Genomic DNA, 13387 nt, shown 5'->3' with positions numbered 1-13387 from the left:
AGCCAATGGCCAAGACCAAGCCGTTCGTCAGCGACATCGAGAACATCCGCAAGCGCGCGCGTCAGGATATCGACAAGGGCGCGATGACCGCCGGTTACCGTGCCGATCGGGCCACCGTGGTCAAGTTGCTCAACCATGCGCTGGCCACCGAGATCGTCTGCGTACTGCGCTACAAGTACCACTACTACATGGCCTCGGGAATCCACTCGCAGGCGATCAAGGCCGAATTCCTGCAGCACGCGAACGAGGAGCAGGGTCACGCCGACCTGCTCGCCGAGCGCATCACCCAGCTCGACGGCAAGCCGAACCTGTCGCCGGAAGGCCTGCTCAGCCGCAGCCATTCCGACTACGTCGAGGGTGAGGACATCGTCGACATGATCAAGGAAGACCTGGTCGCGGAACGCATCGCGATCGACAGCTATCGCGAGATGATCAGCTACATCGGCACCGACGACCCGACCACCCGCCGTGTGCTGGAAGGCATCCTGGCGATGGAGGAGGAGCACGCCGAGGACATGAATACCTTGCTGGAGCAGATCGGCAAGAAGGGCGAGCCGGCGAAGTCGTCACCCGTCCGCAAACCAGCCGCACGCAAGCGCGGCTGATCGCGGCGAAGGATCACCAGCCGGTCAGTACCAGCTTGCCGATCGTGCGGCCCGACTCCAGCCGGCGATGCGCCTCGCGCAGGTTCGCCGCGTTGATCGGCATCAGGGTTTCGCAGCGGGTGCTGCGCAATGCGCCCGCGTCGATCAGCGCCGCCACGCGCTCGAGGATGCGCCCCTGCTCGGCTTGGTCGGCCGTCTTGAAGCGCGGTCGCGCGAACATCATTTCCCAGTGGATGCCTATGGCCTTGGCCTTGTACGGATCGCCGATCTTCAGTGCACCCACCGGCTCCACGATCAGGCCGACATGGCCTTGCGGCGCCAGGATTTCTCCGATCACGTCCCAGTAGCGATCGGTGTCGGCCAGGTTGAGCACGGCGTCGACATGCTCGAAGCCCAGCACCTGCAGTTGCGGTTCCAGCGGCTGGCGATGATCGATCACGTGCGACGCACCCAGCGAACGGCACCACTCGATGGTCTCGCCACGCGAGGCCGTGGCGATCACCGTGAAGCCGGCGCGGCGCGCCAGCTGGATCGCGATCGAGCCGACCCCGCCGGCGCCTCCGATGATCAGCAATGACTTGTCCTTGCCGCCCTGTTCGCTGTCGAACGGCATGCGCTGGAACAACAGCTCCCACGCGGTGAGCACCGTCAGCGGCAGCGCGGCGGCGTCGGCCGGATCGATCGAGCGCGGCGCATGGCCGACCAGTCGCGCGTCGACCAGCTGGAACTGCGCGTTGCTGCCGGGACGGGTGATGTCGCCGGCGTAGTAGACGCGGTCGCCCGGCCGGAAGCCGTCGACTGCCGTGCCGATCGCCTCGACCGTGCCGGCCGCGTCGTAGCCCAGCACTTTCGGCTGCGCCTCCACCAGCGGCCTGGGCGAACGCACCTTGGTGTCGACCGGGTTGACCGAGACCGCCTCGACACGCACCAGCAGGTCGTTCGCGCCGGGTATCGGCTGGGGCAGTTCGACTTCGACCAGCGATGCCGGATCGTCGATCGGCAGGTAACGGGTGAGCGCTACGGCTTTCATGCTTGCGACTCCATGGGGGCAGTGGACGTTACCGGTGGCGGATTGCGCTCGCCGAACATGCCATTCCAGTAGGGGTAATAGGGATAAGGCGGGGTCACCGCGCTGGCTGCATCCAGTCGCGCGACCTGCGCCGGATCCAGCGTCCAGCCGAGCGCACCCAGATTGTCGCGCAGCTGTTGCTCGTTGCGTGCGCCGATCAGCACGCTCGAGACGGTCGGCCGCTGCAGCAGCCAGTTCAGCGCGACTTGCGGAATGGTCTTGCCGGCTTCCGCAGCGACTGCGTCCAGCGCGTCGACCACCCGATACAGCCGTTTCTCGTCCACCGGCGGCGCGAAGCCCGCGGTGTCGTGTAGACGGCTGCCCTGCGGCAGGGGCTGACCGCGGCGCAGCCTGCCGGTGAGGCGACCCCAGCCGAGCGGGCTCCACACGAGGGCACCGATGCCCTGATCCAGGCCCAGCGGCATCAGTTCCCACTCGTAGTCGCGGCCGATCAGTGAGTAGTAGGTCTGGTTTGCCACGAAACGCGAATAGCCACGCTTGTCGGCAGCGGCCTGCGACTTCATCAGCTGCCAGCCTGAGAAGTTGGACGCGCCGAGATAGCGGACCTTGCCCGCGCGAACCAGGTCGTCCAGTGTCGACATCACTTGCTCCACCGGCGTCATCGCGTCGAAGTGGTGCAGCTGCAGCAGGTCGATGTAGTCGGTGCCCAGGCGTTTCAGTGCGCGATCGACGCCCTTGACCAGATGATGACGCGAGGCGCCGACGTCGTTCGGACCGTCGCCTGCGCGCAGGTTGAGCTTGGTCGAGATGATCGCCTGCGTGCGGCGGCCCTTCAGTGCGTCCCCCAGGATCGATTCCGAGGCGCCGTCCGAGTAGACGTCCGCGCTGTCGAACAGATTGGCGCCGGCCTCGAGGCAGATATCGATCAACCGTTTCGCCTCCTCGACATCGGTATGGCCCCAGGCGCTGAACAGCGGGCCCTTGCCGCCGAAGGTGCCGGCGCCGAAGCCGAGCACGGGCAGCCTGAAACCGGAGTTGCCGAGATAGCGGTATTCCATGAAGGCAGTCCTTCGTGAGTCAGAGAATGGTTTCGACGCAGGCGATGCGAGCCGGCGGTCGTGGCCTGCTGTTTTCCAGCCGCACGCTCCACAGCGCCACCGACAGGCCGAGCAGCGGCAACAGCGCGGCCACCCAGGTCACGGCGCCGAGACCCGGGCCGTGGCTGATCACCATGCCGCCCAGCCACGCACCGATCGCGTTGCCGAGATTGAACGCGGCGATGTTGAAGCTCGATGCCAGCACCTGGCCGGCGGTGGCTTTCTGCAACACGCGCAACTGCAGCGGTGCCACGGTGGCGAACGCGGCAATGCCAAGCAGGCCGCTGAACGCGATCATCGCCGGCTTGCTGTGCAGGGCGAACGCCATCGCGCCGAGCACGAGCGCCAGCGCGGCCAAGGAGCCAAGCAACGTGGCCACCAGGCGGCGGTCGGCGAGGCGACCGCCGAGCAGGTTGCCGATCACCATGCCGCCGCCGAATACGAGCAAGATCGGTGACACCGCGCTGTCGGCAAAGCCGGTCACCCGGGTCAGGATCGGCTGGATATAGGTGAACACCGCGAACACGCCGGCAAAGCCGAGCACGGTCATCAGCAGGCCGAGCAACACCTGGGGATGCGCGATGCCCTTCAGTTCCTCGACGAACTTCATCGGGGCGCTGTCACCGCGGTCGGCCGGCACCAGCAGGGCGATGATCGCGGTAGCGAGCACGCCGATCGCGCTGACCGCCCAGAACGTCGCACGCCAGCCGAAGTGCAGCCCCAGCCATGCGCCGGCCGGTACGCCGAGCAGGGTCGCCACGGTCAGGCCGGTGAACATGATCGAGATCGCCGAGGCCTTGCGGTCCTCCGCCACCAGCCCGGTCGCGACCACTGCACCGACACCGAAGAAAGTGCCGTGGGCCAGCGAGGTGATCACCCGCGCGATCATCAGTACCGTATAACTCGGCGCCAGCGCACTGGCCAGGTTGCCGATCGTGAAGATGATCATCAAGGCGATCAGCGCGGTCTTGTGCGGCAGCCGGCTGGTCGCCGCGGTGAGCAGCGGCGCGCCGACGAACACACCCAGCGCGTAGCCGGAAATCAGCAGCCCGGCCGCCGCGATGCTGACGTGGAGATCGGCGGACACCTGCAGCAGCAGGCCCATGATCACGAATTCGGTGGTGCCGATGCCGAACGCCCCGGCGGTCAGCGCGTAGAGCGCGAGCGGAGTACGTGCCCGGTTGGGAGTGGAACGCATGGCGGCAGATTCCTGAGGAAAGAGGCGCCAGCCTAGGCAATTGCCTTTCGATGAAAAAGCATCAGAATGACTAATCATTATCAATAAATGGTTGATAGTCATGGATCGTGTCGGCGACCTCAGCCTGTTCCTGCGCGTGCTCGACCTGGGCTCGATCAGCGCCGCGGCGCGCAGCCTCGACTTGTCGGTGGCGGTGGCCAGCCAGCGCCTGAAGCGGCTGGAGCGCGATCTGGGCGTGCGCCTGCTGCACCGGACCACCCGCCAACTGCACGCCACGCCGGAGGGCGCTGCGCTGGCCGCACAGGGCCGCGTGCTGGTGGAGGATCTCGAGGCGCTGACCGGCGGTCTGCGCCAGGCGGCGACGGAGGTGGCCGGGACCTTGCGGGTCACGTTGCCGGCCTCGTTCGGGCGCCAGTACATCTCCCCGCTGTTGCCGGAATTCCTCGCGCTGCATCCACGGCTGAAGCTCAGCGTGAACCTCGATGACCAGATGCTCGACCTGGTCGGTTCCGGTTTCGACCTGGGCATCCGCGTGGGTGCGCTGGGTGATTCCGGCCTGGTTTCGCGCCAGCTGGCGGTCAACCGGCGCGTGCTGTGCGCATCACCGGACTACCTGCGCCGTCGCGGTACACCGTACGCTCCCGCCGAGCTGGCCGGGCACGACTGCCTGCTGCTGGTCGGCAGTCAGGGGCGCCAGGACGTGTGGCGCTTCGGCGACGGCAGCGGTGGCGAAATCGCCCAGCGGGTGGAGGGCCGTTTCGAGAGCAACCAGGGCGAGCTGCTTCGCGATGCGGCGGTGGCCGGGCTGGGCATCGCGGTGCACTCGGTCTGGCACGTCCACGAGGAGCTGCGGGCGGGGCGACTGCGCGTGGTGATGCCGGACTATCCGCTGGCCACCACCGGCATCCATGCGGTGATGCCGCAGCGCCGGCTGGTGCCGCCGCGGGTGCGTGCGTTCGTCGATTTCCTGGCTGGGCGGCTGGGCGAGCATCCACCGTGGGAGCAGTGAGCAGGGCGTGGCCTGCCTCGGTCGATCGGCCATCGGCGTTGTAAGCTGGGCCGTCCCTATCCATTGCGCAGGAGCCGCCCGATGCAGACCCAGGATCCGTCGAAGCCGTCGCATCGCGCCATTGGGCGATCCATTGCCGCCGTGTGCGTGCTGGTGGTGCTGTTCGTGGCCGGCCTGATGTGGTGGTGGGACACCGAGCCGGCGCAGTTCGATCCGCTGGTCGTCACCCAGGCGCAGATGCAGGAGCTGAAGCACCCGATCAGCGTCGGTGCGACCACCACGGTGACCCTGATTACTTCCGTGCGCACCCTGCTCGACAAACGCGGTGGTTACCTCAGCAACGACAAGCTGCCGCCGGGCGTGTTGATGGACAACCTGCCGAACTGGGAATTCGGCTCGCTCACCGCATCACGCGATCTGGTGCGTGCACTGCGCAACGATTTCAGCCGCTCGCAGACGCAGTCCACCGAGGACAAGGACCTGGCCGAGGCCGATCCGCTGCTCAACAGTCCGAACGATCGCTGGCTGCTGCCCAGCTCGGAAAGCCAGTACCGCAAGGCCATCGGCCATCTGGACGGCTATCTGGGCCGGCTCGGCGATGCCGAGGACAGCAGCGCGCACTTCTACGCGCGCGCCGACAATCTCGCCGATTACCTGCAGCTCGTCTCGTCGCGGCTGGGCTCGCTGTCGCAGCGGCTGTCGGCCAGCGTGGGGCAGATTCGCATCGGCGAGGTGCCGGCAACGGACGAGCCGGCGAAAGCCGGTTCGGTGCGCGCACCCGAAGGCGGGCGCATGGTGAAGACGCCGTGGACCAAGGTCGATGACAATTTCTACGAGGCCCGTGGCTACACCTGGACCCTGCTGGAGCAGCTCAGGGCGATCCAGCAGGATTTCGGCCCGATCCTGCGCAGCAAGCACGCCGACGTCAGCCTGCAGCAGGTGATCCGCGAGCTGGAGGAAGCCCAGCGACCGTTGCACAGCCCGATCGTGCTGAACGGCTCGCCGTTCGGCTTCTTCGCCAATCATTCGCTGGTGATGGCGAACTACGTCTCGCGTGCGAACGCGGCGTTGATCGACCTGCGCGAATTGCTCAAGCGCGGTTGAGTTTCACCGGCACGACGGACATGAAAACGGCGCGTCGCCCGCCCGGGCGACGCGCCGTCCACGGGTCATGCTCAGGCGTTGCTTGCCTGGTAACGGGCGATGCCCGCGCTGATCTCGGCCTTGGCCTCGGCGGCGCCGACCCAGCCCTCGACCTTCACCCACTTGCCCTTCTCCAGATCCTTGTAGTGCTCGAAGAAGTGACCGATGCGCTCCAGCCAGTGCGGCGAGACGCCTTTCAGGTCAGTGATGTGGGCATAGCCGGGGAAGATCTTCGGTGCGGGCAGCACCAGCAGTTTCTCGTCGCTGCCGGCCTCGTCGGACATCTTCAGCATGCCGACCGGGACACAGCGGATCACCGAGCCGGGAATCAGCGACAGCGGCAGGATCACCAGCGCGTCCAGCGGATCGCCGTCGCCACCCAGTGTGCCCGGCACATAGCCGTAGTTGCACGGGTAGCGCATCGGGGTGGACAGGATGCGGTCGACGAAGATCGCCCCGCTTTCCTTCTCGACCTCGTACTTGACCGGCTCGGCATCTTTCGGGATTTCGATGACGACGTTGATTTCGTGCGGCACGTCGCTGCCGGCGGAGACAAGATGCAGGCCCATGGGATGTCCTTGGTAACAGGGGGAATGTCGACCGCCAAGGATACGCCAAACGCTGTTGCATCGCAGCAACCCCGTGCGTCGAAAGCGCGTGCCGCGTCCCGGCTCAGGACTGCTTCGGTTGCCGGTACGGCCGTTCGCGCAGCCATTTGGTGGCGATCCATTTCTCGCCCCGGAGTACGGGCAGGCCGGCATGCAACGAGCTCGGGTCGCCGGTTTCGTAGGCGAAGTACACGGCCGCGCCGCGCCGCGCGGTCACGGTCAGGCCGATCTCCGGGAACGCCGTGCCGCCGCCTTGTTCCGGCGTATTCAGATACATCACCACGCTGGCGATGCGCTGGCCACCGACCGCGGTGATCTTGCCGAAGCCCGGTTGCTGCGGATCGAACCAGTCGAAATGCGGCTCGTATGCCTGGCCGGGCAGGTAGTGCAGGATCTGCAGGCCCTCGCCGTGGTTCGCCGGGATCCCGAGCAGGCTGGCCAGGCGGTGTTCGATCCGCCCGATCAGCGGCAGTTCGTTCAGCTCGAAGAACATGCCCTCACTGGTGCGTCGATCGTCCACCTGATTCCTGCCGTCGGTATCGACGGTGAGTGCGCGCTGCAGTCGCGGCTGGGCCAACCGGATCAGCTCGGCGCACTCCTGTGCGGTAAGCAGGCCCTCGAGTACCCGCAGCGCGGGTGCCTCCACGCTGATCGGAATCTCGATGGTGTGCCCGTCGACGGTGACCTGGGGCGCCTGCGGGTGTGTCGTGCGCAGGCCCTGCGGCGCCACCTTGCCGGTACTGGCATGGAGTGCGGCGAGCGGCAGCTTCAGCACTTCGGCGACGATGCTGCGGCTCTGCCTCGGGTCGTAGCCGTTTTCCTTCATCAGCCGCAACACGTCCGGCACGCCATGACCCGCGCGCGTCGTGGCGAGTATCCATTCGCGCAGTTCCGGACTGATCGTGATACGTGGATGCATGATGTGTGGCTGGCGATAAAGCGGAAAGCTTACCGCACGAATCGTCTCGCGATCGTGCGGCAAGCGCTCGCCGGCGACCGTCGGCTCGCGGTAGTCGGCTGGCGCGAAGCGAGGGCTCTACTTCAACTGATTCCACAGGAAATCGTACGCCATGGCGTGCATGTGCGCGGACTGGCGGTTGTCCGCACCGGCGCCATGGCCGCCTTCGAGGTTTTCGTAGAACCACACATCCGGCAGGCTCATCGATTGCATCTTCGCGGCCATCTTGCGCGCCTGCACCGGGCCGACGCGGTCGTCGCTGGTAGCGGTGTAGAACAGCACCGGTGGGTAGTGACCGTCATTCTTCACGTTCTGGTAGGGCGAGAACGTGCGGATGAAGTCCCAGTCGGCGGTGTCCGGATCGCCATATTCGGCCATCCACGAGGCACCGGCGGACAGATGGGTGTAGCGCTTCATGTCGAGCAAGGGCACCTCGCAGGCGATCGCGCCGAACAGCTGCGGATAGTCGGTCAGCATGTTGCCCACCAGCAGGCCGCCATTGCTGCCGCCTTCGGCACCCAGATGCCTGGCCGACGTGACGCCGCGTCGGATCAGGTCCTCGGCGACCGCGGCGAAGTCCTCGTAGGCGCGCGGGCGGTTGGCCTTCAACGCGGCCTGGTGCCATGCCGGGCCGTATTCGCCGCCGCCACGGATGTTCGCGATGACGTACACGCCGCCGCGCTCCAGCCAGGCGCGACCGATGCTGCCGCTGTAGTGCGGTTGCAGCGAAACCTCGAAACCGCCGTAGCCGTACAGCAGGGTGCGGTGGGAACCATCCAGCCGGAGGTCGTTCGGCGCAATCTCGAAATACGGCACGCGGGTGCCGTCCTTCGAATGAACGAAGTGCTGGCTGACCGTGAAGCCGGAGGCGTCGAAGAACGCCGGTTCCTGCTTGATCCTTTCGGCCGGCGCGCTGCCGAGCACTCCGCGCTCGAGCGATGACGGAGCGAGAAAGCCGCCGACGTCGAGCCAGTATTCGTCGTCGTGGTCGGGGTCGGTATCGACCACGTGGATCGTGCTCATGGCCGGGGCGCCGGGCAGGCTCTCGCGCTTCCAGTCGCCGTCGGCCGCGGCGATCTGCGGTGGTGTAAGCACCTCCAGCCGGCTCTTGACGTCATCCATCAGGTTGAGGATCAGGTGATGCCGGGTCCAGGCGAACGAATCCAGCGAAGTGTGCGCGTCCGGCTGGAACAGCACGACGATGCGCCGCCCTCCGGCCATGAAGTCGTCGAACGGGGTCGCCAGCAGCGCACCGGACGGGTAGGTGGTGCCGTCGACCGTCCACGGCGAGCGCGTCTGTACCAGCAGCCACTCTCGGTGAGCCTCGGCGTGGGCGTCGGTGGGCACGTCCACGCGGGTCAGCTGGTCGCCACTGCGCTGGTACAGCTCACTGTGAAAGAAATCCCCGGCAACGGAAACGAAGTCGCGCTCGTGGCCGGGCGTGTGATCGTGCCAGGCGCTGACCGCGAGATCGCTCGGCTTGCCCTCGTGGATGGTCCTGGCGGTGCTCAGCGGTGTGCCGCGCTTCCATTCCTTGACGATGCGCGGATAGCTCGATCGGGTCATCGACCCGGGGCCGAAGTCGGTACCGACGTAGACCGTGTCCCGGTCGATCCAGCGGACCTCGCTTTTCGCCACCGGCAACTCGAAGCCGCCCTCCACGAAAGCCTTGTGCGGAATGCTGAACTCGCGCACCACCGTCGCGTCACCGCCGTCCGGCGAGAGCGAAATCAGGCAGCGTTCGTAGTCCGGCTTCAGGCATTCGACTTCCTTGAACACCCAGCGCTTGCCTTCGGCCTCGTTCAGCGCGTCGATGTCCAGCAGCACCTCCCACTTCGGCTCGGCCTTGCGATACTCCTCCAGCGTGGTGCGCCGCCAGATGCCGCGCGGGTAGGTCTTGTCACGCCAGAAGTTGTACAGCTCGTTGCCCATCCGCTGGACATACGGGATGCGTGCATCGGAATCGAGCACTTCGAGGATGCTGTCGCGGGTGCGGGCGAATTCGGCGTTGTCGACAAACTGCTTCGTCGTCACCGCGTTTTGCTGCTTCACCCAGTCCAGCGAGCGGGTGCCGCTGATCTCCTCCAGCCACAGGAACGGATCGTCGTTCACGTTGTCGGTCATGGTTGCCTTGTCGAGCGGGTTGTCGTGGCTTGCGGCATCATTCATGCCGGGCATTGTGACGCCGGGCGCCAGGATCAGCCAGGCCGTTTTCATCGGGACGTTCTTCCCCGGGCTGCAGGAATATTCCCCAAAAAAAGTCCCGCCGAAGCGGGACTCCTGGTGTGGCTGTGGCTTGGCCCTACAGCAGCGGGATCAGCAGCAGCGCCACGATGTTGATGATCTTGATCAGCGGATTCACCGCCGGGCCGGCAGTGTCCTTGTACGGGTCGCCCACGGTGTCGCCGGTGACCGCGGCCTTGTGCGCCTCCGAACCCTTGCCGCCGTGGTGGCCGTCCTCGATGTATTTCTTCGCGTTGTCCCACGCGCCACCACCGGTGGTCATCGAGATCGCCACGAACAGGCCGGTGACGATGGTGCCGATCAGCACGCCGCCGAGTGCCTTCGGCCCCAGCAGCAGGCCGACCGCGATCGGCACGGCGACCGGCAGCAGCGACGGCAAGATCATCTCGCGGATCGCCGACTTGGTCAGCATGTCGACCGCACGCGAATACTCCGGTTTCGCGGTGCCCAGCATGATGCCGGGGATCTCGCGGAACTGGCGGCGCACCTCGACCACTACGGCGCCGGCCGCGCGGCCGACCGCCTCCATCGCCATGGCGCCGAACAGGTAGGGGATCAGCCCGCCGATCAGCAGGCCGATGATCACCATGTGGTCGGAGAGGTCGAACGTCATCGGTTGGTAGTCGACATGGGCGGCCAGCGCCTTGGCCTTCGCCATCACGTCGAGGTTGTGGGTGTAGTCGGCGAACAGCACCAGCGCCGCCAGCGCCGCCGAGCCGATCGCGTAACCCTTGGTCACCGCCTTGGTGGTGTTGCCGACCGCGTCGAGCGGGTCGGTGACGCCACGCACTTCCGGCGGCAGGTCGGCCATTTCGGCGATGCCGCCGGCGTTGTCGGTGATCGGACCGTAGGCATCCAGCGCCACGATCATGCCGGCCATCGACAGCATCGCGGTCGCCGCGATCGCGATGCCGTACAGGCCGCCCAGCGTGAACGCGGCCAGGATCGCGGCGCATACCGCGAGCACCGGCCACGCGGTGGACTTCATCGATACGCCGAGGCCGGCGATGATGTTGGTGCCGTGGCCGGTGGTGGAGGCGGCCGCAATGTGCCGCACCGGCTTGAATTGCGTGCCGGTGTAGTACTCGGTGATCCACACGATTGCGCCGGTCAGCGCCAGCCCGATCAGGGTGCAACCCCACAGGTTCACTGCGCCGTGACTGAAGTCGGGCATCAGGCGGATGGTGATCGGGTAGAACGCCGCGGCGGCCAGCACGGCCGAGACGATCACGCCCTTGTACAGCGCGCCCATGATCGAGCCGCCTTCCTTCACCTTGACGAACAGCGTGCCGATGATCGAGGCGATGATCGATACAGCGCCCAGCAGCAGCGGATACAGCACGGCGTTGGCGCCCACTTCGCTGACCATCAGGCTGCCCAGCAGCATGGTGGCGATCACGGTCACCGCGTAGGTCTCGAACAGGTCGGCGGCCATGCCGGCGCAGTCGCCCACGTTGTCGCCCACGTTGTCGGCGATCACTGCCGGGTTGCGCGGATCGTCCTCGGGAATGCCGGCCTCCACCTTGCCGACCAGGTCCGCCCCCACGTCGGCGCCCTTGGTGAAGATGCCGCCGCCCAGACGCGCGAAGATCGAGATCAGCGAGCTGCCGAACGCAAAGCCGACCAGCGCATGCAGGCCCGCTTCGCCGGTGATGCCCATGTGGTTGAGCACCAGCCAGTAGCCGGCAACGCCCAGCAAGGCCAGCCCGACCACCAGCATGCCGGTGATCGCGCCGCCGCGGAAGGCCACGTCCATCGCCGGGCTGAGGCCGCGCCGGGCCGCCTCGGCGGTGCGCACGTTGGCTCGCACCGACACGTTCATGCCGATGTAACCGGCCGACCCGGACAGTACGGCGCCCAATAAAAAGCCCACCGCAGTGGGCCAATTGAGAAAGAATCCGATCAACAGCAGCAGCGCCACACCGACCATGCCGATGGTGGTGTACTGACGGTTGAGGTAGGCGCGCGCGCCTTCCTGGATGGCCGCCGCAATCTCCTGCATCCGCTCGTTGCCCGGCGATTGCGCCAGGATCCAGCGCGAGGAAATCGCGCCATACAAAACCGCCACTACGGCACACGCCAGAACGATCCACCAGCCATACTGCTGCAGCATCGGAGCCTCCCCATGGGTTGTTAGCGGCCGTCCGAAACGGGCGGTTCCCACGAGTATAGGCAGACGTTGTTGCACAGTCTGTTGTGCGGCGCAGCGGCGCGATACCGGTTCCGGGGTGCGTCGAGTCAAAAATTCCATGCGCGGGTCAACTCGCTGCCCGTGGCTTATCCCGCGAGGACTACCTGCGAGTCACCGGGAAGGGTGAGGGCCCATGCCTGCCTTAGTGCGAAAGAGGGCGCTTCTCTCCCCTTCGCTGCTTATCCGAAACAGATAGTCACAGGGAAAAGAACAGGCAAAAAGTCGGTCCGCCGGCCCATCCAAGGCCTGAGTAGCCATCTCCGGACATGCCCCGGGTCATTCGGCTGCAGGGAGCTGCCGGTAGATCCGCTCGACGTCATCGAGGCGACATAATTGGGTGCCCTCGGCGAGCAATGCCGCGGCGCCGGCCGCGATGCCGAAACGTGTCGCTTCTCTCAAGGAAAGGCCACGAGTCAATCCCACGAGGACACCGGCCAGCATCGAGTCACCGGCTCCGACCGCGCTTTTTACGGCAACCGGGACGGACCGCAAACGCTCGATGGCGTCCTTGCTTGCCAGAATGGCGCCTCTCGCGCCGAGGGATACCACCGCGATCTCGCAACGATCTTGCTCGATCAGCTCTCGTGCCGCCTGCTCCTCTTCGCGCTCGCCGCGGATCGGACGGCCCGTCAGGCTCTCCAGTTCGACAAGGCTCGGCTTCAGCAGATAGACGCCGGCACCGGCACTCTTGAGCGCCGGCCCGGAGGTATCCAGAACCAGACGCTTTCCCTGGCGCCTGGCCAGATCCACGACACGGCCGTAGAAATCCTCGGGGACGCCCAGTGGCAGGCTTCCGCTGGCAACGATGTAGGTCGCGTCAGCCGCTGCGGCCGCCAATTCGTCGAGGCAGAGCTGCTGGTCGAAGCTGCCGATCTCGGGACCGGGAAGAACGAAGCGGTATTGCGCGCCACTCTCGCGCTCGACGACGTTGAGGCTCTCGCGCGTGAACCCGGCGATCGGGATAACCCGGTGCTCGACACCCTCCTGATGCAGCAGATGATCGATCAGATTTCCCGCCGCCCCGCCGGCAGGAAATACCGCAAGCGCATCGACGCCGAGTGAGTGAACTGCCCGGGCGACGTTGATCCCGCCGCCGCCCGGATCGTAGCGAGGCGAATCGCAGCGCAACTTGTGCTCCGGGGCGATTTGATCGGTCGATGTCGCGATATCGAGTGCCGGATTCATCGTCAGCGTGACGATCTTCGTCATGACAATCTCCGCGAGCAAATGAGCCTTGGGCCAAAGGACGACGAAATCGGAAAGCGGGCGTTCGAGCAGGAAAGCCCTGTGTCCTGCCGCGAACC

11 protein-coding genes are annotated in these 13387 nt (G+C 66.2%); 3 read left to right on the top strand and 8 right to left on the bottom strand.

Translation table 11 applies throughout. From position 1 onward, the window contains the following. Nucleotides 1-5: 5 nt before the first annotated feature. Entirely contained in the window at nt 6-605 is a 600-nt protein-coding gene (locus ACFPPA_RS16195) for a ferritin-like domain-containing protein (protein WP_377321790.1), read from the top strand. 13 nt (nt 606-618) lie between these two features. Here ACFPPA_RS16195 and ACFPPA_RS16190 read toward each other — a convergent pair whose 3' ends face one another. The 3 genes from ACFPPA_RS16190 to ACFPPA_RS16180 are packed head-to-tail and all read right to left on the bottom strand — an operon-like array spanning nt 619 to nt 3930. Beyond that, nucleotides 619-1635 carry a zinc-binding alcohol dehydrogenase family protein gene (locus ACFPPA_RS16190; protein WP_377321788.1) on the bottom strand — a complete coding sequence of 339 codons (1017 nt, stop codon included), beginning with the start codon at nt 1633-1635 and terminating at the stop codon, nt 619-621. Beyond that, nucleotides 1632-2693 (bottom strand): aldo/keto reductase, encoded by a 1062-nt coding sequence (locus tag ACFPPA_RS16185; protein ID WP_377321786.1) that lies wholly within the window; start codon nt 2691-2693, stop codon nt 1632-1634. Before ACFPPA_RS16185 ends, ACFPPA_RS16190 begins: the two co-directional genes overlap by 4 nt. Nucleotides 2694-2712: 19 nt before the next feature. After that, complete coding sequence (locus tag ACFPPA_RS16180) at nt 2713-3930, bottom strand: MFS transporter (protein ID WP_377321785.1); 1218 nt, start codon at nt 3928-3930, stop codon at nt 2713-2715. A gap of 100 nt (nt 3931-4030) precedes the next feature. On the opposite strand from ACFPPA_RS16180, the gene ACFPPA_RS16175 reads away from it, so the two are divergent. Beyond that, nucleotides 4031-4939, top strand: a complete 909-nt coding sequence (locus ACFPPA_RS16175) for a LysR family transcriptional regulator (protein ID WP_377321783.1) — start codon at nt 4031-4033, stop codon at nt 4937-4939. Nucleotides 4940-5020: 81 nt separating this feature from the next. Further along, complete coding sequence (locus tag ACFPPA_RS16170) at nt 5021-6043, top strand: DUF2333 family protein (protein ID WP_377321781.1); 1023 nt, start codon at nt 5021-5023, stop codon at nt 6041-6043. Nucleotides 6044-6114: 71 nt separating this feature from the next. Here ACFPPA_RS16170 and ppa read toward each other — a convergent pair whose 3' ends face one another. From ppa to ACFPPA_RS16145, 5 genes are all read right to left on the bottom strand, one after another. Then, nucleotides 6115-6651, bottom strand: a complete 537-nt coding sequence (ppa, locus tag ACFPPA_RS16165) for an inorganic diphosphatase (RefSeq protein ID WP_377321779.1) — start codon at nt 6649-6651, stop codon at nt 6115-6117. A 103-nt stretch (nt 6652-6754) separates the two neighbouring features. Further along, nucleotides 6755-7609: a 2OG-Fe(II) oxygenase gene (locus ACFPPA_RS16160; protein WP_377321777.1), complete on the bottom strand. Its 855-nt coding sequence runs from the start codon at nt 7607-7609 to the stop codon at nt 6755-6757. Nucleotides 7610-7726: 117 nt separating this feature from the next. Further along, complete coding sequence (locus tag ACFPPA_RS16155) at nt 7727-9865, bottom strand: prolyl oligopeptidase family serine peptidase (RefSeq protein ID WP_377321775.1); 2139 nt, start codon at nt 9863-9865, stop codon at nt 7727-7729. 85 nt (nt 9866-9950) lie between these two features. Continuing rightward, nucleotides 9951-12005: a sodium-translocating pyrophosphatase gene (locus ACFPPA_RS16150; protein ID WP_377321773.1), complete on the bottom strand. Its 2055-nt coding sequence runs from the start codon at nt 12003-12005 to the stop codon at nt 9951-9953. A gap of 354 nt (nt 12006-12359) precedes the next feature. After that, entirely contained in the window at nt 12360-13292 is a 933-nt protein-coding gene (locus ACFPPA_RS16145; RefSeq protein ID WP_377321771.1) for a 1-phosphofructokinase family hexose kinase, read from the bottom strand. Between the last annotated feature and the right edge of the window lie 95 nt (nt 13293-13387).

The sequence above is a fragment of the Rhodanobacter ginsengisoli genome, assembly GCF_042657065.1.
GTDB classification, from domain to species: domain Bacteria; phylum Pseudomonadota; class Gammaproteobacteria; order Xanthomonadales; family Rhodanobacteraceae; genus Rhodanobacter; species Rhodanobacter ginsengisoli.
Note: the sequence above shows the minus strand (reverse complement) of the source record. Positions and strands in the feature narration are given on the sequence as shown.

Excerpts from the sequence above, each read along its gene's own strand:
- ACFPPA_RS16195 (WP_377321790.1), top strand. The coding sequence starts at position 6 with ATGGCCAAGACCAAGCCGTTCGTCAGCGACATCGAGAACATCCGCAAG.
- ACFPPA_RS16190 (WP_377321788.1), bottom strand. The coding sequence starts at position 1,635 with ATGAAAGCCGTAGCGCTCACCCGTTACCTGCCGATCGACGATCCGGCA.
- ACFPPA_RS16185 (WP_377321786.1), bottom strand. The coding sequence starts at position 2,693 with ATGGAATACCGCTATCTCGGCAACTCCGGTTTCAGGCTGCCCGTGCTC.
- ACFPPA_RS16180 (WP_377321785.1), bottom strand. The coding sequence starts at position 3,930 with ATGCGTTCCACTCCCAACCGGGCACGTACTCCGCTCGCGCTCTACGCG.
- ACFPPA_RS16175 (WP_377321783.1), top strand. The coding sequence starts at position 4,031 with ATGGATCGTGTCGGCGACCTCAGCCTGTTCCTGCGCGTGCTCGACCTG.
- ACFPPA_RS16170 (WP_377321781.1), top strand. The coding sequence starts at position 5,021 with ATGCAGACCCAGGATCCGTCGAAGCCGTCGCATCGCGCCATTGGGCGA.
- ppa (WP_377321779.1), bottom strand. The coding sequence starts at position 6,651 with ATGGGCCTGCATCTTGTCTCCGCCGGCAGCGACGTGCCGCACGAAATC.
- ACFPPA_RS16160 (WP_377321777.1), bottom strand. The coding sequence starts at position 7,609 with ATGCATCCACGTATCACGATCAGTCCGGAACTGCGCGAATGGATACTC.
- ACFPPA_RS16155 (WP_377321775.1), bottom strand. The coding sequence starts at position 9,865 with ATGAAAACGGCCTGGCTGATCCTGGCGCCCGGCGTCACAATGCCCGGC.
- ACFPPA_RS16150 (WP_377321773.1), bottom strand. The coding sequence starts at position 12,005 with ATGCTGCAGCAGTATGGCTGGTGGATCGTTCTGGCGTGTGCCGTAGTG.
- ACFPPA_RS16145 (WP_377321771.1), bottom strand. The coding sequence starts at position 13,292 with ATGACGAAGATCGTCACGCTGACGATGAATCCGGCACTCGATATCGCG.